Below are 20,422 nucleotides of genomic sequence, written 5' to 3'. Positions count from 1 at the left end.
TACATCTGGTAAGGATTTATAATGTAGTTACATATCTACATTGCAGAGGGGCATATGCAAAGCATTTCTAGTCGAGAATTTAATCAAGATGTGGGCAAAGCTAAACGGGCTGCTGAAAAAGAGCCTGTCTTCATCACAGATCGGGGAACACCTGCCCATGTGTTGCTAACGGTGGATCAATACTATAAGTTAATCCATTCGTCTAAAAGCGTAGCTGATTTGTTAGCGATGCCTGATTGTGCTGAGATTGAGTTTGAATCAGTACGGGATGCGGATTCAACCTTGAGAGAGGTAGATTTGTCTTGATGTTCTTACTGGATACTAATGTTATCTCTGAACTCCGTAAAGTTGCTTCTAGAAAAGCCAACAAGCAGGTTGAAATATGGGCAACCAGCACACCTGGAGAACAAACCTACATTTCTGCAATCTCTGTATTTGAAATTGAGCGAGGGGTACTCCTTACTGAACGCCGTGATAAAAAGCAGGGCCAAGTGCTACGTCTTTGGTTAACGGATCATGTACTAAATAACTATGCTGAACGCATCATTCCCATCAGTACGAGTATCGCCATCAGGACTGCTCAGCTTCACGTACCAGATCCAATGCCTGCTTACGATGCGTTAATAGCAGCAACTGCTTTAGAACATGGCCTTACTCTCGTCACCAGAAATACGAATGACTTTCAAGGAACTGGAGTCAAACTGCTCAATCCTTGGATTTAGTCCTGTGTCACAGATTCGGGATGTCCACATACTTCCTAGTACCCTCTGATTATCTCAATTGCCATCCTTAATTTGCTACCCAACAGATACTCTAGGGCTTATTAATCCACCAGTCTTCATGAATTTTCCTAAGTTCAATATTACTGCTAATATATGGACTGTCTGATTTGACAAGCATTTTCTCTGGTTGCAAAGGTCGTGAAAATAAATTCAGTATTTCTTGCTTTTCAGAATCTGTAAGAGATGAATTTCTTACTGCATTAACTGCATAATCAATATTTTTATGAATACAACAGAATAAGACCAACTTGAGTAGATCTTTTTTCGATGTAACCGATTTATAATCTCTCACATAAGCTACGTCAAACTCTATCAGTTCTCCGCCAAGATCAGCATTATACTCACAGAAGATTAGCCTAAATCCTAAATTGTTGAGAAACATATGAATTTCTGGGAAAAGCGGGGCACCTAAATATATTTCCCTCAATTGAGTTTCTAAAAATATTCCAGTGATATTGTTTAAGGCTAATTCACTACCTTCAAGGATTTCATATTCAGCACCTTGTACATCTATCTTTAAATAATCTGGTGCAGTTGTTTCATGTCCTTCTATGAAATCATCAATTGAGATGGTCTCTACGAATTTCGTTTCAGATATTTTGAAGAAATCAAATGACGAATATTGACTTAAGAGTTCTTGATTTGGGGGATAAAATGAAGAACAGCCTGGATGCTTCGTAATATATATTTTCCTCCTTCCTTTTGATTTAGCAACAGCATATGGCCATACTTCTGAAATACCTGATTTGCTATTTTTTGTAAGATTTTCTGCCTCCTTCTTGTCTACTTCAAAACCAATTACTTTAAAATGGTTTAAGCTCAGCAGGTCGATATATAAGTAATGGATTCCATATCTGACACCAATGTCATACATAGTGAATGGTAGTTCAGGGTAAGCAAGTTTCAACCATTTAATAATTTTTCGAACATACTCCTTGTTGAGTTCCATATTCTTATCAAGATATATACTTTAATTATTACTTACATGCAATTATTTCACTCTGAAACTCTTTTGAATGTTTACTTCAGATAAATGCAAAGTCTCATTAATAAAGTGAATATTTCAATTCAAATATTGCTTGAATAGTTTAAGAGCATGCTTTGTAAATACGTTTACCAATTTATGGTCTGTCTAGACATATTGCTTCATAGCATTTCTGAAGACAACTATGAACGATGGCGATTTCATGCGTATGGCAATTGAAGAGTCGAAAAAGGGAGACTCACTCTACGGAGCCGTTCTAGTCAAAGATGGAGTAGATAGGAAAAAGATAGTAATTGTTAAGTTGTCTTAACTCAGGCATTATGACTGCTAACCCGCTACCCGGTTCTGAAACTGTTCCAAAAAACGGTTAATAATTCGGACAATTTCAAAACTATGAGTTTGGATTAGATCATGAGCTGCATTGGGGATAACATTAATGGTCGATGTCGCTATTTTCTCGGCATAGGTTTGACAGTGCCAGAGCGGAATAGTGGTGTCTTGCTGACCCGCAATGACCTGAGTAGGAATCTGTAACTGCTGTAAATATTGGTCAACAGTATCTATGGCATCTTCAGGCCGCCAGCGATCTACCAGAAAAGACTTGGCGACTGGCTGCCTCAAAAGTTCTTGACGAGCCTGAAAAACTTTTTGAAATGCCGATTGCTGGTTGACAACTCTGGCCATGGGAGCAATCAATTTTAATCCCCAATCAACCAACGGGGTCTCCCATAATAAAGGCTTCATGTAAGTGTAGCGACCAGCAAAGCTATCGTCTCGAATTCCTGCTGGTGCAATCAAATTTAGGGAAGTCGGAGGTGGAATCGAGGTTGAAATTGGTGTAAAGGAGGACCAACCCTGTGATGTCCAACCAAGCCCTGTTGAGGCAAGGGAATAAGCTGCCGCTGTCCAACCACCGTAGGAATGACCAACCAAATGGAAATTTTGCAGATCTAAGGTTTGAATAAATTGTTGCAAAAACTCGACTTGATGCCAGATGTTATAGCGTAGTCGCGGTTTAGAAGAGCCACCGAAGCCTAAAAGATCAAGTGCCAGGCAGCGGTAAGCTATCTGTAACTCAGGGATGATGCGATGCCAGCAGTCGCTACTACCTAGGAAACCATGCAAGAAGATCAATGGTGCTCCTTGCCCTTGATCGGTAAAGGCAGCAGTATAGGTTGATAGAGACAGGGTATTTTTCCGCATGGGTTATTGAGCCTGAACTTTTAAAGGACGACCACGCCAAGTCCAGCCCCAGCCAGTTTCAGTTTTTATTATTGAACCAACAGCAATAGACGATACCAGTATGCCACTGAGCCAGCTGAGCCAGGCATAGCGCAAGGGCTGGTGAAACCTTTGGGCAGTTTGAAGGCGAAAGTAGTATTGCATTGAGATAGCACCTATCCCTAGTATCACAGGCACAACACCCGCTGCTGACCGTTCATCACTCTCCAGAACAATAGCCAATCCTAATCCAATCCAGGGAAAGGTATACACCACTAGCACTACTATGGCCGAATAGAGTGTCGAAAAAAGATTGCGCCCGTTCCCCAGATAGTAATTCTTATACCAAATCCGATTTATATCACCCCGGTATAATGCATCATTAGAGAATGCCAAGAAAACTATATCTCGAACCTCATTTTTCGCCCGACGAACTGAAGTCTCATTATCGAGCCAGCAAAGACCCAGTAGAATCGCGCCGCTGGCATCTGTTGTGGCTCGTCAGTGAGCAAACAACGCTAACTCAAGCAGCCCAAGTGGTAGGTCTCAATTACGATTACGCTCGAGAAATCGTCAGGGAGTATAACCGCCATGGAGCTAATGGATTACGCAACCGACGCAAAGATAAGCGACCTCATCAATCTCGCAGTCTCCTGACTCAAGACCAATGTGCACAATTGTTGACTCGTCTACAAACACCACCCGCCGACGGTGGTCTATGGAACGGCCCCAAAGTAGCCCAGGTCATCGCTCAGATGACAGGAGTCGAGAAGGTGTGGCCCCAACGCGGTTGGGACTATCTCAAACGATTAGAGCAGTCCCTGCAATGCCCACGCCCTCACCACCGTAAAGGTGAACCAGAGGCCCAAGCCGCTTTTAAAAAAACTGCCTGAGTACAAAGCAGAATTGGAGCGACGCTACCCTAATGCTCAGGTCGAAGTTTGGTCCTTTGATGAACATCGTCTAGGCCTTAAACCCATTATTCGAAAGATTTGGGCGCCTGTGGGTCAGCGTCCAATTGCTGAGGTGGACCATCGTTACGAATGGACCTATCTGTATGGATTTGTTCACCCCGCAACCGGCGACACCGAATGGCTTATTCTGCCTCGGGTGAATGGAGAATGTATTGGATGTCAACCCCATAGGCGATGTCGCGACAACCACAAGGCGGATCAACCCCCAAATTTGAACCGTATTATTTGGCGTACACTCCCTTTGCGTTAGCTCTTTTTCAGACCTCATACGATACCTTCAGAACAAAACGACAACCCGTGATCGAAATGACAACCAGTGATCGCTCGATTATTTGGACTGGGATTTTTGAGGTTGAGACTGAGTTTGAGCCGTTCTCTGAGTCGCTGATTTGCGCCGATAACTATCGGCTTGAATTTCGATAATCAAGCCATGATGAATTAAGCGATCAATGGCAGCCACCGCCATCATCGAATCAGTGAAAATGTCATCCCATTGGCTGAAGGGTTGATTCGCTGTAATCAACAAACTTTTGGCTCTCCGGGAATTAGCGTGGTAGCCGCTAGATATAGTGTTTAGGTCACAGCGAATGTCTGATACCCATTGAGGTCAAGAGAAATCCTTTGGAAGAGTCTTTCAATATCGAAAATACCGTAGCATCGTCTTTTTAAGACTTTGACTCGGTTATTAAATCCTTCCACAAAACCACTGGTCCACCCCTCCAGGAAATAGTTGGTCATCTCGTCCATCCAATTATTGATAGTGGTCAGAAAACAATCGAATTCCTTGATGTCACTCTTGAGTACTTGTTTACACCAAGCACGGATGGCACATTTAGCTCCGTGCTTGGTGTACCTGCCCTCAAATATCTGCGTGAGTTTCTCTCGGAGGTTGTACGCCTGTTTCAGTTGTGGAGAATAAGCAAACAATCGCTCAAGGAGTTGTTGCTCTGACTCTTTCAGATTCTCTGGTCGTTTTCTAAAAGGCCACATCGCGCCTTTGATGCTGTCATACTCTTGCTTAGAGAGCTCTCGTCGTAGACGTTTGACCTCACGTTTACGAACCGTATCAGCACAATTACGATAGGCTTTGGTCACATGAAAGCGGTCAATGACAATTTTGGCTTGCGGCAATTGTTCTCGGACTGCACTGACAAATCCTTGGTACATGTCCGTACAGACGCGCTCAATGGTTTGGCGTAAATCAATGGGAATCGATTGAAGGAAATTTGCCACTGTCTGCTGTTTACGGTCGGCTAGAACTGCCAATATATCCACCCCATCCGTCGTAGGAATCGTGATCAAAACCACAAAATCACGATGGCCTCGTTTGAGAGAAATCTCATCCATCCCCATAACTTTGAGGTCTGCATATTCGCTCCAGTCAACTTGAGCGGCAATCCAACGATCAATGATTCCACTGACGATATCCTCACTAACGCCTAGTTTTCTGGCAACATCTGAGACCGTTGAATTGATCAAGATTCGCAGAAGCCAACGCTCATATGCTTTTGTATTGGGACTGCGAGGTTCGTGCCATTCTAAATGTTGAGTTGTTGTGGGATGGTCATCGCAATACTTGCATCGATAACGCTTGGGCCGAATTTCTAAGTAAACGGGGACTTCAAATAATGGCAGGTGACGAATCCGAAAAGGCTGATCATGACAATGGAGGTCAGTAATCTCACGTCCGCATTGATGACAGGTTGTTCCTTGAAGCGTACTCTCAATCTTGATGAGCCAATCCCCTCTCTCAGTCTTCGATAGCTCTAGAACTCGAATATCAGGAAGGTTGAGCGGGATGCGAATTGAGTTATCCATTACGCCATTGCTCTGAAGTACTACCTCAGATCATTCCATAGGGATGAAAAAGGAAACACACTAAATGTAGGACTGCTACACGCTAATTCCCAGAGAGCCAAACTTTTTCGTTCATAGCGATGCGCAATTAATTCAAACAGAACGGACGTTTCCGCTTCCGACTTTTTGCAATAGCCCAAGTCATCCAAGATCAACAGATCATAGCGGTCCAGTTTTTTGAGCATTGGATGCAGCTGCAGTTGGAGCTTCGCCTGTTGCAATTGTTGAACCAATGCGTTGGCTGCAAAGAACTTCACCCGCTTACCGAATTCCAGCATCTTTTTGGACACTCCAGTGGCCAGATGTGTTTTTCCAACGCCCGAGGGTCCCAAAATAAGGCAGTTCTCGGCGCGCTCCAACCAACCCGGATCTGCGGCTAATTGCATCAAGGGAGCAGGATTGAGCTGGGGACAATGGCTAAAGTCAAAGTTGGTAAAACTTTTTGCGTTTGGGAGCCTGGCTTCGGTGAGAGCACGTTTTAGGCGAGCTTGTTCTCTTCTTTGGGCCTCCGTTTCGCACAAGGCTAGTAAGAATTCCGCATAGGACCAGTTTTCCTGCATGGCTTGGGATTCGATAGATTCCCAATGGGTCAACATGTGGGAGAGCCTGAGCTTTTTTAAATAGAGGCTCAGGTGCTGGTAGGGGCTCAGCGGGGACTGAGCAGGAGGGGAGGAGTTTGTCATAAAGTTCAAGTGAATGTTGTTCAATGCTGAGGTCAGGAACCTGCTTCATCTGAGGCGGCTCAAACTGTTTTTTCAGGCGATTGAGGGTAAGGCTGGATGAGCGAAGCTGCTGCTGTAAGTACACTGCTACGGCCTGTTCTTTATCTTGAACCGCAGCAATATACAGGGCTTCCACGATGATCTTGGCAGCCTGCTCCAGGTCAAATTGGGCTTTGAGCTGTTCCCAGATTTGGCGGTATTCAGGATTGGGAAGTAGGTCTGATTGCCAGGTGCAATAGATAAAAGCACGAGGCTTCAATCGCATTGAACCAATAACATGGCGATAGTTGATGCAACGGTCGCGACGTTTGCCTTTGCCACTGACACGCTTCCTCGGCAATTCCACGACTGGGTGTCGCTCTAGATAGCCGACAATCCGGTCGTGGTATAGATGCAGTTCCAATTGACGGCCAATTAGCCGAGAAGGAACGGTGTATAGAATGCAACGAACATCAATGGTGCTGCGTTTACTGACTTTAGCGGTAAGCACTTCATAGTCAGGGGTTCGATATTTGGGCAAGGGTTGCAGATGCTCTTTTTCTTGCTCATACTTGGCCTGGCACTGTTGATTCAACTTGGCAACCTGGGCATCAATCAAAGCTTGATACTCACCAACACTCGTAAAATCTGCACTGCCGCGCAGATAGATCGCCTGCTTAATTCGGTTTTTGAGATGGCCATGGGGAGATTCAATGGAGCCATTCTCATGGGCTACACCTTTGTTGTTACGAGTGGGTTCTAGCCGATAGTGGTCACACAGTTCGTCGTACAAACGCGTGAGGTTTTTGGACCGGCGGCCGCACATGTTGCGATAGGCTGCACTCAAACTATCAGTACGATGCTGTGTAGGAACACCTCCACAGGCTGCAAAGGCATTTTGCAATCCTTCTGAGAGGGCAACAAAGCTTTCGCCTCCTTGGATGATCTGGGCATATCGCCAGCCGCTATATCCCAGACGGTAATGGTATATCAGGTGCTCAAAGGGTTTGCCGGCAATGGTAATCGTGATGCCTTTGAGTTCTGTAAAATCGGAGAACCCTTGTACCCCGGGTTCATGACGCAATTCAAACATCACTTCAGGGCTTGGTCCATGTAAGGCTTTCCACGTTCTCACCCGACGTTGTAGGGTCCGCAGGACTTGGGGATACTGGCCTGGATACTTATCCTGCAGGTACTCATACAGGGTCATGGGTTTGAGGCGTGGGTCTCGACGCAGCATTGGTTCTAGCTCGTCTTCCCACACATCAGCTAAGGGGTCGGGAACGGTGCGTTGGTCCTGAAGGCGGCCGCGATTAGGTTGATGGGTGCCGGCCTCAATTCGTTGTCCGGTTCTTGTAGATATTTCGGCAATGTAAGCTGCTTCAGCTTGTTTCAAGCCGAGGTCTCTTCCGTTCATATAAACACGAGTATGATAGGAATCAATTCTTTTGTTAGGCACTTGTACAGCCCTCTATTGATTAGGGATGTAAAAAGTGTCTTTTTTCTTGAGATTGAATTCTAGAAACGCGATCTCACACATCATTTCTAGGGAATTGAGATCTAGTTTTATCCTTCTCAGGGGATGCTTGGTTTCTTCATAGCTATAGCCGACGTGACATCGTCATTAATCCGTCAGCTCGATTGTCGTCTAATAGAAGATGGACGAAGCCCAAGCGACCTTGTGCAGCTCAGAGAAATTCATCCGTAAACGAGGGCAGGATTGGACGAACTGGATGCTGAGCTATGGGGGCAAGATGTATCGAGTCCGATTCTATGCGGGAGAGAAACTGCTTTACTCTGTGGCTAACAACCCCACGGAACAGCAGACCCGTGAGTACTTTATGCGCTATCTCCCCATTGATTTGGCCTTGGATGCCACGGCGATTCATCTCAAGCGCTGTGAGAGCCGCAATCTCAATCCTCTGGATCATCTCCCGGATCCCAGCAAGCTAGAGGGAATCAAAGCGGCGGCAACGGCAAACGTCCCATAGGCATCATTTGAAAGGACGATTTCAATGAATCCGTATCCTCAAACAGCACTCTATGAGGATCCATCATGCCCAACTCAGATGAATACACTGGCGTCAGAAAGTATGAGGCCACTGAACTGGCTAGAGAAATGAATCAAATCGTATTCGGTCTTCTAGCCAATGCTTTTCCTCTCCAGAAGGACAACAAGGGACGAGACAACAAAGCCAAGGATGATAAGGGAAAAGGTAAGGACAAATTCAGTCGCAAACCCAGAGAGCTAGGCCGCAAGCTCCATGAAATCAATAAGCAGAACGGCAAACGACTCACGGATGGCCGCTATGTGTTCCGAGGAAAGAACTTCATCATTGAGAGCAAGAATGCCCGCAACGTCAGGCTCATTCGCAACGGCCAGGACAAACCAGCCCTAGAACTCAGGAAAGGATTCGTTCAAGCCAATGACATCACTCGATCTGAGGCCGCTAGCATCCATCGCAACCATGAGAAGACCCTAGAACGCACAGGTAGGGATGGGAGATAGTATATGTATACCAATGCCAATACCACGACCCAACAACCCACCTTCTTTGAATCGAAATGGTTTAGACAGAATGCCCCGGACTTTATCCTGCTTGGCTTTCTAGTCCTTGTTGCCGTCATTGCCAAAAACTACCAGGGCAAGAAGAAGAAACTAGCGAAGGGAGGTATCGGAGACCAAGCCATTTTGGACCGAGCTAGGAGACAAGGCATCAAAGAACTCGGCACCACTTTAAACAAGTCCGTTCTCTGGCTGGGTGACCCAGAATCCAAAGACACCATCTGGTTTCGACGGGTATTACCGGGAATCTTGGTCGAGGGTGGACCGGACAGCGGTAAATCCTTCACCTTCTTCAATCAGTTCATGCTCTCTGTGGTCTTTCAGGGATGGGGCTGTGTGATGGTCGATTTCAAATACCCCAAACAGACGGCCAGGATTGCCGACTATGCCAAACGGTGTGGGTATGAGGTCGGAGTCTTAGCTCCCACCTTCCCAGAGACGGGCACCCTTAATCCCGTTGATTTACTACGGTCCCCCATCGATACCATCCGAGCGGAAGAAATCATCAAGGTCGCCAAGCTCAATATGGTGCAGTCCAAGGTTCAAAGTGAAGGGGATAAGTTCTGGGACGATGCCAGTACCCAGACTTTAGCGGCGGGACTGTGCCTGATTAAGACCTGGAAGTATGCCGATATCCTCACCTTGAGAGCCATGCTGTCTCTCGATGATCTGCCCCAACGACTGAAAGACAACCGAGACCAGATTCCCCCCTCCATCTTTGCCATGTTTGGGCAAGTGATTGCGGCCCAACGCAACGCTAGACAGTTTACGGCTCTCCTGTCCACCTGTCTCCAGCTTCTAGACAAGATGACGGCACTAGAGTTTCTGCCCTCAATTATCGGGAAAACAACGGTCCCCCTCGATGTGGGGCCAAAGCAAATGCTGATTATTGGTCTCAACCGAGCCTACAAAGAGGTGCTGTCGCCTTCCATCGGCATGTTCGCTCATGCTGTCATTGAGCTTAATCTCACCCAACCGAGGGAAACACCCCTGGCCTTTTTCTGTGATGAGTTGCCAGCCCTGACCCTGCCCAAAATCAAGAACTGGCTGAGTGAAGGGAGAGAGGATGGGTTCTGTGGCATCTTAGGCTTTCAGTCGGTTCACCAGTTGATTGAAAGATATGGCAAAGAAGGGGCAGAGATTATCTATACGGGTTCACCGACTAAAGCCTTTATGAACCCCAACAACATCAACGTTGCTCATCAGATGGCGAAGTGGACGGGGGATATTGAGGTGGATTACACCCTGAAGTCTAGAGGGAGAAACAAGGGTGGTAGCTCTAGTAATGTCTCGGATCAGGTCAAGGTGAAATTGGCGTTAGAGGCCACGGAGATCAATCGGATGCCCCAAGGGACAGCATTGATGGTGTCACCTGGATTTGAGACGAAGACGGAGGCATTTATCCCCGTCAAGCGTCGGATCCGAGTCCCTGAGAAGAACCAGAGAATCATTCAGCTATCGGAGCAACGATGGAAAACCCATATGCGGCCAGAGCTGATCTCGGCGAGTCGATCTAAACCGTACACTCAAGAAGACATTCGGTTGAGAACGAAATACGCCGCTGAAATGTTACCCCTCGCAAAGAAAGAGGTGTCTGAAGACGATGAGCTATAGAAGATATGAATACTTTGTAATCTCCTGCAATCCAATTTTTGGTATCTACGCCCAAATCGTGACCTATACCTTGATGCTGGTCATCCCCATAATTGTCGTGACATATAGCGGTGAGGGCATTCAAGCAGCCTTTGAGTACAAGCTCGGGATGCGGACGAAGAAAAGCTGCATCAAGAAGACAGCGAAGTATGCCCCACTGTTGAGTGATTGGTGTTTGAATACGTCGGAGGTGCAGGCTAAGAGGGAGGCTGAAAGAAAGGAGCGAGAATATCGCACTTGGCTGCTGCATGGGGGCTGGCGATATGCTCCGAAGCGGACGGGGAAGTAGAGGGAATTCTACAGTCTGAGCATGAAAGCTATATGCAGCATGATCAATGATATAAACGAACTTTAAGAAGTGATGAGAGACGGTGCAAATAGGGATACAAAAAAATTGACTAAAACCAGTATGATCCAGAAAGAAGAGCCAGTCTTCTCAGCAAGTTTTCCCCATTTTTTTAATGTTGTGTTGCCGATTCCAATTGATATCTTTAGGTCTAGTTTACTTTCGAGATTAGCGAGATACTCCATGTGTAGTTTTAAATGTCTCCACTTTACATAAGCACGAAAAGCAAAAAGTGAATTAATAAAAAATGGCGACCAGAGAAGATAATGAATAGCAGAGCTTTGGTTGTTAGCGGCTGCCCAACTCCAAATTGCCCCTGTAGTGATCAAAGCATAACGTTCTAACTCTTCAATCTTATCGATTAAGGTCAAAACAGCTGCTCTTGTATATTCTGCTTCTTTCTCTAGATATTCAGATTCTGTCATGAATAAAAGAATTTAGATGGCTGTACTTTATAGGTCAATAAACGTTTATGATCGATTTTAAATTGCTAAGGAATTATATACAAGCAGGTTTGGAAAAATTCATTGATTTATGTTTAGTATAATATTAAGAGATTGATGAATCTTGAAGTCTCAACCATATTGGTTTATTAATTATCATTTATAGATTTTCTAATTTCCGAGCAATCATATATACATTTTTCCTAAATATACTTTTTAGAGTTTATATCAGTAAACTGTTAAATATCTTGCCAAATTTAACTGGGTATTTTTTCAGATCAGTTTAAATTCTCCCTCTCCAAATTTTTTTGAATTTAAAATTACAACGTGCTTTTAGTGAATTCATTTTCAAGCATTATCCCTCACCGCCCTAACCCAAAATCCAGATCATTCCTCGTCCCATCCTCTCTCACGATGGGATTGTCATAGGCGCTATACCCCCGCTCCATCCGTTCCTTGTTATGGTTACGGTACTTCTGAGTCAGATACGGAGAGTTCAGCCCAAAATCATCCACCGACCGCCACCTCAGATCGGCCAATGTCCTTCCCTTGGAGAAGTGGTCATCCAGCCCCACCTTCTCCTTGAGCTTGCCGGGAATCGTCCCGATCACCACATCCGCCCCATAGTAATCCAGCATCGCTCCCAGCTTATACAGCTCCCTTGCCCCATCCCGGAGTGTCTTCAGCTTATGACTCGGATCCTTATCCAACACGAGGTAGACCTTGCGGCCCTTCCAGTCAAATCCCTTCAAGTCGTCCCTCAAGTCCCCATTCTTTAGCCCTCCATTCATCCCAGACAGAGCAATCGTATTCAGCCCCCTTGATGATGCACTCGCCGCCTTCTTCTTCCCCTCCGTAATCCCCACGGGAACATTGACGTTGCGCCGAATCTCATCCCAATCAATCCCCGGTCCTTCAGGCAGCATCACCCCCAAGGGAACCCCTGGAGGATTCTCATATTTAATCGTCTTGCCCTTCTCGTCCTTCCTGGGGGATTCTGGTTTGAGCTGCCCATACTCTCCACTGCCTGGACACCATAAGCCGCCATCCTCTAGATGCTTGTAGCTATCCAACAAACCTTCGACTGATTTGGTGACGTATTGCTGGGCATAGCCCCCCAGAGACTCCAGTTTCTTACCCAAGACCAATTCAACGGCATCTTCACCTGGAACTGTCTCAAAGGATGCACTGGCGATTGCAGGTTCGATGCTGCTCTCAACCACCAATTCATTCCAGTGTTTATCACTGAGATGTTTCGGTTGAAGTAACTTCATCAAGTCAGCATCACTGTAATGACTGATATCGACCTTGCCATGTGTTTTATCCCAGACCTCATGCACTCTGCTTACTTGAGCTTTGATGCGGTGAGAGATTTGTAGACACTTGAGTTCAAGTCTGACTCGTGTCGGTAAGGGTATCTCCTTAGGTGTACGGACTAAACCAGGGACTCTATCAAAGGCAATGCCTTCCCGATATGCCATCTCCTTCCATTGTTTATGCACCCGTTCATGCTCAAAGGGTACTTTTGGGTTTCTCGTCTTCAATGCCGCGAATCTGCCTTTCTTGTATCTGACCCCATTGGCACTTTCACCCAGTTCTCGTTCTATTTCTTTGGTCCGTTCAGAGTAGGCCAGTTCCTGGCTTCTCGTTATGCCCTCTACCTGGAAGTGAAGTCCATCACGCTCGGATTTAATTCGATAGCCTATCTCTTTGAGTCTTTCTCCTAACCCGTTGATATAGTGCCTTCGCAATCGCTTTTTATCCGTCCTGAAGAACTTCCAGTTCTCCAAGCTACGCCACTTGCCATCCTTGCACTTTGTCGAGTTGAATATCAGGCTGTGTGTATGGATCTGTGGCATGGGGATACCCTGATCGTTCGGTCGAGTCGTCCTGTGATCAAACTTGGCGATAATCAGTTTGCCCGTCACTTCGTTTCTACGAATGCCACCCGTTCGTATCTTGGCAATTGAACAGGTTTCTTCTATCTCCTTCAATGTGTCTAGTACTGCATGTTCATGGGCTTCGATCACTCTTTTGTCCCCGCCCACTAACCCGATGATAGATACGGACTTTGGTGGACTGAAGGTGGCATCCGTACCTGCACGATGACCATTACGATAACTGCCTTGTCTCCATTGAGAGCGTTTGGCCTTTAGCCTCATGCCATTCGGTGCAGTTCCATGGGCCACTGCCTCTAAGTCTGCTCGTTTGACTTCTCCATTCAAGCCAAGTTCCTTTGCCCCCTGACCTATCCAATGGCCTGGTGCTTCCTGCCCGTCCTCACGTGCGTGGTAATGCCCTAATCCTCGCCCTGAAACTTTTGAGTTGGAAATCATGGTGGTTACCTAGATTGCTGTCCGCTCAGTTACCTCGTTGTTGTCCACATAGTCACTTCATTGCTATCCACTTTGTAATCCACATCGCTATCGGTTCAGTTACCTGATTGCTGTCCGTCTTGTTATCTGTTTGTCTATCGGTTTGAAACTTGTTTTGCTACCTGTTGTCTATCCACTTTGAAATTCGTTTGGTTATCGGTTTGTAATTCGCATCGTTACCCAGAGGCATAAGCATCATGCAGTGTAAAAAGCACCCAACCCACCGTGAAAAAAGCGCCGCCCCAGCACTCGCCATAATTCCTCGCCATACTCCACCGACACAACAGCACCATGCAGTGAACACATCAACGAAAAAGTCCCCGTCCCATCACGAAAAAAGCACCGAACAAGTCCTCGCCCATACATCCCGACAGACTTCCCGTACACCACAGCCCAGGCAGTGACCCAAGCATTGCAAAAGCCCCAGTCATATTCCCATCGTGCAGTCCCAGAAGCTGCAAAAAAGTATTCATCGTATATTCCCCCCACAACAGCCCATGCATTGGATGAGGCATTGAACAAGGCAGTGACCATGCAATGAAACCATCTGCGAAAAAGCACCCGTCATGTTCCCACCCCAGCACAGCACCAGGCAGTGAAAAAGTTCTCATCATGATTCCTGTCATGTAATAAATAAAGCTTCCTTCAGGTATCCCCCACACTTGAGCATACGGAACTTCCGAGAATGAACCCCGATACCAACACTGGTACAACCACAGGCACCAACACAGGCATAACCCCAGACAGTTTCCATAGAATCTCCAGAGAATGACCACAGGCATAGCCACAGGCAGTTCCCAAGACTCCCTCCGTATAACTTCCAAGCAAGACCACAGGCACGGACCCAGGCATGAATACAGGCATCAACACAGGCATCAACACAGGCATCAACACAGGCATCAACACAGGCATCAACACAGGCATCAACACAGGTAGTTCCGTAGACTCTCATAGCGATAGAAATCATGGAGGAGTCATGGCAAAACAAAAGTTAAAACGAAGCATCCTCACCGATGTCAGGCAGGCATTGCAGAATGTACCCCCACCGAAAGAATCCGAGGACATCAGCCGTAGGATTGCCATCGAGGAAATGTACGAGGATATTGCATCACTTCTAGATGACGGTCATACATTTGGCACGATAGCCCAGGTGTTGGAAAAAAATGGCATCGATATTAACGACCAGACACTGAGCCAGTACTTTCGAGACATCACTAAGGCAAGGAAGAAGGCAGAGAACCGGGCAAAGCTGGAGGCTAGAAAAAGAGGCCATCCAGGTAGAACCGTAGACTCAAACGGGGCAATCAAGGCCACACCATCAGTGCAACAAATTAGTGCGGAGATTATAGACGATGACGACGAAATCCAGTAACGATGCAGTATCCCGGACACAACTCTTGGAGCAGTTTTTCAACGGCATTGAAGATTCAGAAGAGGAGCTAGCAAACACCCTCAAGGCAATGGGGCTAAAACCCAATGGAACAAAATTCAAGCAACAGACCGCATACTGCATCGGCATTGTTCGTAGCTGGGTCGATAGTGGGGAAATCACAGACTATGATGCATTGAGCCAAGTTTGGGAGGAGCGCAAAGAGAGTGTGAATGCAGCCTATGAGCAAGAGAGTTCCGCATTAACTTCCGTGCAGCAAGGCGATATGGTTGCAGGTAACGATGTGGGTAGCCATACAGGCACTGATGCAGGCAGTCATACGGGTAACAATCCAGCACACAACCTATCAATTCCAGCACAACGGTCCTATGATGCGGGCTTGCAAATTGCCCAAGGGATGGAAGGCAGAATTCAACATAACCAGGAACTAGCGGCCAAGGTTGTAGATGGGGCATTCTACCGGGGACTAAACGATGGCCTGGGGAAGCTGGGAAACGACTATCAGCCCGAACCTCTCGTCACGGATCAGCAGGTAGACGACATCCTCGATCAGGTTGTGGAGAACGCACGACATTCACGCGAACCGAACGGCTAAAGGTCAGACTGAATCGGGACCGATGGCAAGGGGTGACCCTGATGGTTTGCTGCCTTGTCGTTGGGCTAGTGGTGGGCTATTTCATCGGCAGGAATGTGGGCTTGGGGGTGGTCTGTGACCAAGCTGCACCATTGTGTGAGCTGGGGAGGGTTGATGGCAATGTTTATCGACTGAGGCCGAAAAGGGCAGAGTGATGAGCGAAGAAAAGCCTATGAGGGGCTAGGGCTTGGGAGGTGGAGGTGAGATGGAAAATGGAGTAATTCTAATTTAGTTTTAGATGATTAATCCGAGGCAATTTCTAGCCCATTCTCCTTGGCTAGAAATTGCCTCGGTGCTGATTATTGAGGTTAAGTAAATTATTAAATCAGACGGTGATTGTGCACTTATCTCATCGATGATTGAACGACACCAATAGTATTCCAAGAGAGCTGCTAGAGCAGCTTAACTAGGATTAGCTGACTCTAGAGTAATGAATGCGTTTTTCACTTGCTCATTGTCTTTGAATCATGTCTCTCAATCTCAAATTTTAATGAAGAGAACTATAACATCTAGTGAAAGGACTGACAATTTAAAGGGTACATAATTAAAATTCCAACTACAGATATGTCAGAAGAAAATCTTCCTCAATCTATCAATATCAGTGGTGGTCAAAACTCTAATGTCCAGATAGGTGGAATAGCTGGGCAGGATCAGACTGTGAACCAAACTCAGCAAATTGGGACGGATGGGATGGAAGCTCAACTGACAAAGGCTGATGTCGTGGGCCTCATTACTCAATTGGAAGACTTATTGCAAGGTGCAGAGCTACCAAAAAGCGGCGCTAGTAAAGCACTTCGACACCTAGAAACTGCTAAGGAAGAAGTTCAAGCAAAAAAACCAGACAAAGACTATGCTGCAAAAAGCCTTAAAAAGGCCACTACGGTACTTAAAGAAGCAGGTGAAACGGTAGCAGCAGGTTCCAGCCTTTGGAGCAAAGTCAAACCGATTGTTGAAAAAATCACTCCCTGGCTAGGGGTTGCTACTGGTTTCTTTCTATAAAACCTAACTAGTGATGAATAAACAACCTAACCAGGGGGCTGAGAAGAGTTTAAATATTTCGGATAGTGTTCTAAAAGATGTCCAGATTGGAGGCATTTCAGGAGGAGATCTGGAATTAACTCAGATTCAAAAGGTCGGGGTTGTCAATGTATATGGTACTGTTCAGGTTCCTCAAACTCCTCTGAGCACAACAAAGCCTCTTAGACAAGATGAGTATAGATGGCGTCAGGTTCTGCTAAGTAAGGTCCAACAGTTCTGGATTGATGGGGTCTTATCAAACTCACTACATACCCGAGTCTTAATTGAACTTGGATTAGAAGAACGAAGTGAATATGTTCATAGTCCTCTAGCAGGAGTCAAGGAAATCTCTTCCGAGACTATAAATGTTTTGCCTAATGGCACATCAGCCGCAGATGTATTTGAAAACATCGGAGCAGGACGCACCTTACTGATACTAGGAGAGCCTGGTGCAGGGAAGACAGTAACCTTACTGAAGCTAGCAGAAAGCCTTCTTGCTCGAACATCAAAGGATCTGAGCCAGCCGTTACCAGTGGTAGTAAATCTGTCGTCTTGGGCTAGACAGCGAAAGTCCATCGAGGACTGGTTAGTACAGGAACTCTATGAGACCTATACCGTTTCTAAGTCATTGGGAAAAGCCTGGATCGAAGAAGAGCAATTAATCTTGTTGCTGGATGGACTCGATGAAGTTGATGCTCAACATCGGAATACCTGTGTAAAGGCTCTAAATCAATTCATCCAAACTCATGGCCGAACTGAGATGGTTGTTTGTAGCCGTATTCGCGACTACGAAGCTCTTACTGAGGAGTTAAGTTTGCGAAGTGCCATTTACGTTCAGCCATTAACTCTCCAGCAAATTGATGATTATCTAGAACGGTCTGGAGATTCATTGGCGAATTTGAGATCAATGCTCAGTCAGAACTCTGAAATTAAAGCGTTTGCCTCCTCGCCTTTGATATTGAGCATTATGAGTCTCTCCTATCAAGACTCAGGATGGAAGGACTTTTCTCAGCCAATTGCTTCAGACGCTTTTCATCAGCAACTGTTTGATACCTATATTCAACGCATGTTCAAACGACGGGGAACTACACTGAAGTATCTCCAACCACAATCAAGGCGGTGGTTAATTTGGTTATCTCAACGAATGGTTCAGCATTCTCAAGTAGTCTTTTTGATTGAGCGATTGCAGCCAAATTGGCTCCAAACAAAACCTCAAAGAACTAGATATCAGTTGGCTAGTGGACTGATGGTTATGCTGGTTTTTATGCTGGTTTTTGGGCTGATAGGTGGCCTAATGTTGGGCTCGTATCTGGGGTTGATTTTTGGGTCGTATCTTGCACTATTTATAGGGTTGTTGCCTAGCATAGTTATTGGATTTTTAAGAGATATACGAACAGTTGAGTCGTTGAGGACTTCTCGGAAAGTAGCAGTGAATGCTTCACTGTTAGGGCTGATTATTGGACTGATTATTGGACTGACTAGTGGACTATATTTTGGGCTGAGTTTTGGACTAATTTATTGGTTACTCTATTGGTTGCTTTACTGGCTTATTAGTGGATTCAGAGGTCCAGAAGTATCATTTCAAAAGAAATTTAAAGCAAATCAGGGACTGTGGATGACTGCTCGCAATACACTCATTTTTGGGCTATTCTTTGGGCTAATCGGCGGGATAGCTTTTGGACTGATCGGTGGATTTGAATTTTGGCTACCCATTGGGTTGATCGGTTTCTCAATTTTTGGAATGATCGGCGGACTGTATGGTGGTGGTGCTGCTTGTCTTCAACATTTTACTCTTCGCTTTATGCTTTACCGTATGGGTTATATTCCCTGGAACTATTCCCGCTTCCTAGATTATGCTGTTGAGCGTCTTTTTCTACAAAAAGTTGGTGGTGGTTATATCTTTATCCATCGGATGTTGCTTGAACATTTTGCCCGGATGAATCTCCAGTCACTTCAGAACAACAACTAAATTCAATGTAAAAACATTTAGATTATTCTTTTGAGTGATTTTTCAGATTTCAAAGACCTAATCCTTATTTCCAGAAAAAGCCAAAAAAGCATCCCCTCCGATCCTTCATTGGGTTGGAGGGGGATTTCGGGTAATGTTACGCTGCTTACTGCTCCAAGGCTTCAACATGCTTCTTGAAGTTATGGGCTGCATCTCGCCATGCTTTTTCTGTGGGCCGATCAAACCCGTGAGGGATAGTGTGGAGGTAGTTAAGGAATGACGATCAGCCCGAACCGCTCGTCACGGATCGGCGGGTAGACACCATACTCAATCAGGTCGTGGAAACTGCACGAGGCTCACACGAACAGAACGGCTCAAAGTCAAGCTGAACCAGGACCGATGGCAAGGGGTGACCCTGATGGTTTGCTGTTTTGCTATCGGTCTGATTGCAGGCTATTTCATTGGTAGAAATGCGGGCTTGGGTGTTGTCTGTGACCAAGCTGAGTTCCTATGTAAGCTGGGGAGGGTTGATGGCAAAATTCAACTTGACGTTCGCGTTATAGAAATGTAAAAAGATTTCTTGTTCAAAATACTTGCAATACTTTCTATGTAAACGTTACAGCCTATAGATCTATCTTTCTGAAAAATTATTCTTTGTCTGAATAGACTCATAAACCAAGCAATTTGACGCAATATTTAGAGAAAAGAAATGGCCTTTCACCAACAGGGCTATTGTTCTATGCATTTACCAGTAAGGGTTTTAGGTGTATTTAGGCGATTATTTGTTTCACTAATTTGTTACGCGAACGCCAAGTTCAAAGATATATTTCAGATTTCGTAATCATTAGATTTCAAGCTGAATAGCTAATAAGAATGTATAAAACTTTATGTTTACCATTCGGTTATGACAATGACTCTGTCATAACCCTAGAAGAATTACCAATTTGATCTTTTCCTACAGGAGAATTTATGAAAGGCCCCCACGGACATAAAATCAACATTGAGAAAGAGCTGGATCCGAACTTCGAAGCACCAGACCACGTGCTTGGGTATCTCGCCCCCTCAATCGGTTCCTTCACCCTATCTCAAGGCAATAACCCCCAAAAGGGTCACGCTTCTTTTGTGTGGCACCATTTAGAATCTCATGAAGGCAGCAGCCACTTTGATGTGGACTGGCACGATGATGAGATGGAATATGTGGGTGGACTCATAAACAATGAGTATTGGTGCTACAAGGTGGTTGAAACTCCACCGGAGGAGGATGGCCCTGTTTACATCGCTTTTGCTCGTGAGATCATGGCCGACAGCACGTCCGGCAAGAACGATGAAGGGTATCGGATCATCTACATAGATCATGGCTTTTCCCATCTTTGGGCTTGGGATGCGAAGACGTTTGACGGACATGGTGACGACCATGATGACCACGATGACGGCCATGGGCATTGATGCATGGAAGCGAAACAGAACCCTAGTCTGTGCTGATTTAATATCTATTTTCTGGCAAATTTCTGCATTTTTTGCTGGCGGCCA

Annotated in this window: 23 protein-coding genes and 2 pseudogenes; 14 read left to right on the top strand and 11 right to left on the bottom strand. The window is 45.7% G+C overall.

The window, feature by feature from the left end:
* Positions 1-54 precede the first annotated feature (54 nt).
* Together AM1_RS34895 and AM1_RS34890 are read left to right on the top strand one after the other, a co-directional pair.
* A complete protein-coding gene (locus AM1_RS34895) occupies positions 55-306 on the top strand; it encodes a type II toxin-antitoxin system prevent-host-death family antitoxin (RefSeq protein WP_012167995.1) in 252 nt (83 codons plus the stop codon).
* The gene (locus AM1_RS34890; protein WP_012167996.1) at positions 306-722 is read left to right on the top strand and encodes a type II toxin-antitoxin system VapC family toxin; all 417 of its coding nucleotides are present in this window, start codon (positions 306-308) and stop codon (positions 720-722) included. The genes AM1_RS34895 and AM1_RS34890 overlap by 1 nt, the downstream gene beginning before the upstream one ends.
* A gap of 91 nt (positions 723-813) precedes the next feature.
* Here AM1_RS34890 and AM1_RS34885 read toward each other — a convergent pair whose 3' ends face one another.
* From AM1_RS34885 to AM1_RS34875, 3 genes are all read right to left on the bottom strand, one after another.
* Positions 814-1,731, bottom strand: coding sequence for an FkbM family methyltransferase (locus AM1_RS34885; protein WP_012167997.1), 918 nt, complete (start codon positions 1,729-1,731; stop codon positions 814-816).
* 363 nt (positions 1,732-2,094) lie between these two features.
* Positions 2,095-2,970 carry an alpha/beta fold hydrolase gene (locus AM1_RS34880; RefSeq protein ID WP_012167999.1) on the bottom strand — a complete coding sequence of 292 codons (876 nt, stop codon included), beginning with the start codon at positions 2,968-2,970 and terminating at the stop codon, positions 2,095-2,097.
* Positions 2,971-2,973: 3 nt separating this feature from the next.
* Entirely contained in the window at positions 2,974-3,270 is a 297-nt protein-coding gene (locus AM1_RS34875) for a glycosyl transferase, group 2 family protein (RefSeq protein ID WP_187152999.1), read from the bottom strand.
* Positions 3,271-3,377: 107 nt separating this feature from the next.
* Between AM1_RS34875 and AM1_RS34870 the strand changes: the two genes are divergently transcribed.
* The gene (locus AM1_RS34870) at positions 3,378-3,881 is read left to right on the top strand and encodes a helix-turn-helix domain-containing protein (RefSeq protein WP_049783904.1); all 504 of its coding nucleotides are present in this window, start codon (positions 3,378-3,380) and stop codon (positions 3,879-3,881) included.
* The gene (locus AM1_RS41775) at positions 3,841-4,212 is read left to right on the top strand and encodes a hypothetical protein (protein WP_148216100.1); all 372 of its coding nucleotides are present in this window, start codon (positions 3,841-3,843) and stop codon (positions 4,210-4,212) included. The genes AM1_RS34870 and AM1_RS41775 overlap by 41 nt, the downstream gene beginning before the upstream one ends.
* A gap of 78 nt (positions 4,213-4,290) precedes the next feature.
* Here the strand turns inward: AM1_RS41775 and AM1_RS34860 are convergent.
* From AM1_RS34860 to istA, 4 genes and pseudogenes are all read right to left on the bottom strand, one after another.
* Positions 4,291-4,497: pseudogene (locus AM1_RS34860) on the bottom strand (ATP-binding protein); the annotation flags it as partial.
* A 38-nt stretch (positions 4,498-4,535) separates the two neighbouring features.
* The gene (locus AM1_RS34855; protein WP_012160803.1) at positions 4,536-5,780 is read right to left on the bottom strand and encodes an ISL3-like element ISAcma10 family transposase; all 1,245 of its coding nucleotides are present in this window, start codon (positions 5,778-5,780) and stop codon (positions 4,536-4,538) included.
* Between the two features lie 20 nt (positions 5,781-5,800).
* Positions 5,801-6,415: an ATP-binding protein gene (locus AM1_RS39370; RefSeq protein ID WP_238549389.1), complete on the bottom strand. Its 615-nt coding sequence runs from the start codon at positions 6,413-6,415 to the stop codon at positions 5,801-5,803.
* Between the two features lie 517 nt (positions 6,416-6,932).
* A pseudogene (gene istA, locus AM1_RS43745) lies at positions 6,933-7,937 on the bottom strand (IS21-like element ISAcma26 family transposase); the annotation flags it as partial.
* A gap of 241 nt (positions 7,938-8,178) precedes the next feature.
* Between istA and AM1_RS34840 the strand changes: the two are divergent.
* The 4 genes from AM1_RS34840 (at position 8,179) to AM1_RS34825 (ending at position 11,028) form a co-directional block, all read left to right on the top strand.
* Positions 8,179-8,511 (top strand): hypothetical protein, encoded by a 333-nt coding sequence (locus AM1_RS34840; protein ID WP_012168005.1) that lies wholly within the window; start codon positions 8,179-8,181, stop codon positions 8,509-8,511.
* A 65-nt stretch (positions 8,512-8,576) separates the two neighbouring features.
* Entirely contained in the window at positions 8,577-9,029 is a 453-nt protein-coding gene (locus tag AM1_RS34835; protein WP_012168006.1) for a hypothetical protein, read from the top strand.
* Positions 9,030-9,032: 3 nt separating this feature from the next.
* Positions 9,033-10,700 (top strand): type IV secretory system conjugative DNA transfer family protein, encoded by a 1,668-nt coding sequence (locus tag AM1_RS34830; protein ID WP_012168007.1) that lies wholly within the window; start codon positions 9,033-9,035, stop codon positions 10,698-10,700.
* Positions 10,690-11,028 (top strand): hypothetical protein, encoded by a 339-nt coding sequence (locus AM1_RS34825; protein ID WP_012168008.1) that lies wholly within the window; start codon positions 10,690-10,692, stop codon positions 11,026-11,028. The genes AM1_RS34830 and AM1_RS34825 overlap by 11 nt, the downstream gene beginning before the upstream one ends.
* A gap of 62 nt (positions 11,029-11,090) precedes the next feature.
* Here AM1_RS34825 and AM1_RS34820 read toward each other — a convergent pair whose 3' ends face one another.
* The 4 genes from AM1_RS34820 to AM1_RS34805 form a co-directional block, all read right to left on the bottom strand.
* Positions 11,091-11,510 (bottom strand): hypothetical protein, encoded by a 420-nt coding sequence (locus AM1_RS34820; protein ID WP_012168009.1) that lies wholly within the window; start codon positions 11,508-11,510, stop codon positions 11,091-11,093.
* Between the two features lie 380 nt (positions 11,511-11,890).
* Complete coding sequence (gene mobF / locus AM1_RS34815) at positions 11,891-13,864, bottom strand: MobF family relaxase (protein WP_012168010.1); 1,974 nt, start codon at positions 13,862-13,864, stop codon at positions 11,891-11,893.
* A 234-nt stretch (positions 13,865-14,098) separates the two neighbouring features.
* Positions 14,099-14,437: a hypothetical protein gene (locus AM1_RS41770; protein ID WP_148216098.1), complete on the bottom strand. Its 339-nt coding sequence runs from the start codon at positions 14,435-14,437 to the stop codon at positions 14,099-14,101.
* Between the two features lie 88 nt (positions 14,438-14,525).
* Positions 14,526-14,870: a hypothetical protein gene (locus tag AM1_RS34805; RefSeq protein WP_012168012.1), complete on the bottom strand. Its 345-nt coding sequence runs from the start codon at positions 14,868-14,870 to the stop codon at positions 14,526-14,528.
* 9 nt (positions 14,871-14,879) lie between these two features.
* Here AM1_RS34805 and AM1_RS34800 point away from each other — a divergent pair, with 9 nt between their 5' ends.
* The 6 genes from AM1_RS34800 to AM1_RS34780 all read left to right on the top strand — a co-directional run bounded on the left by AM1_RS34800 (position 14,880) and on the right by AM1_RS34780 (position 20,338).
* Positions 14,880-15,275 carry a hypothetical protein gene (locus AM1_RS34800; protein ID WP_012168013.1) on the top strand — a complete coding sequence of 132 codons (396 nt, stop codon included), beginning with the start codon at positions 14,880-14,882 and terminating at the stop codon, positions 15,273-15,275.
* Positions 15,256-15,888, top strand: coding sequence for a hypothetical protein (locus AM1_RS34795; RefSeq protein WP_012168014.1), 633 nt, complete (start codon positions 15,256-15,258; stop codon positions 15,886-15,888). The genes AM1_RS34800 and AM1_RS34795 overlap by 20 nt, the downstream gene beginning before the upstream one ends.
* 41 nt (positions 15,889-15,929) lie before the next feature.
* Positions 15,930-16,082: a hypothetical protein gene (locus AM1_RS42715; protein ID WP_012168015.1), complete on the top strand. Its 153-nt coding sequence runs from the start codon at positions 15,930-15,932 to the stop codon at positions 16,080-16,082.
* Positions 16,083-16,491: 409 nt separating this feature from the next.
* A complete protein-coding gene (locus tag AM1_RS34790) occupies positions 16,492-16,926 on the top strand; it encodes a hypothetical protein (protein WP_012168016.1) in 435 nt (144 codons plus the stop codon).
* 13 nt (positions 16,927-16,939) lie between these two features.
* Positions 16,940-18,913: an NACHT domain-containing protein gene (locus AM1_RS38100; RefSeq protein ID WP_012168017.1), complete on the top strand. Its 1,974-nt coding sequence runs from the start codon at positions 16,940-16,942 to the stop codon at positions 18,911-18,913.
* Between the two features lie 948 nt (positions 18,914-19,861).
* Positions 19,862-20,338 carry a hypothetical protein gene (locus tag AM1_RS34780; protein ID WP_012168020.1) on the top strand — a complete coding sequence of 159 codons (477 nt, stop codon included), beginning with the start codon at positions 19,862-19,864 and terminating at the stop codon, positions 20,336-20,338.
* Positions 20,339-20,422 lie beyond the last annotated feature (84 nt).

The sequence above is a fragment of the Acaryochloris marina MBIC11017 genome (genome assembly GCF_000018105.1).
Classification (GTDB): Bacteria; Cyanobacteriota; Cyanobacteriia; order Thermosynechococcales; family Thermosynechococcaceae; genus Acaryochloris; species Acaryochloris marina.
This window is presented reverse-complemented; position numbering and strand designations above follow the sequence as displayed.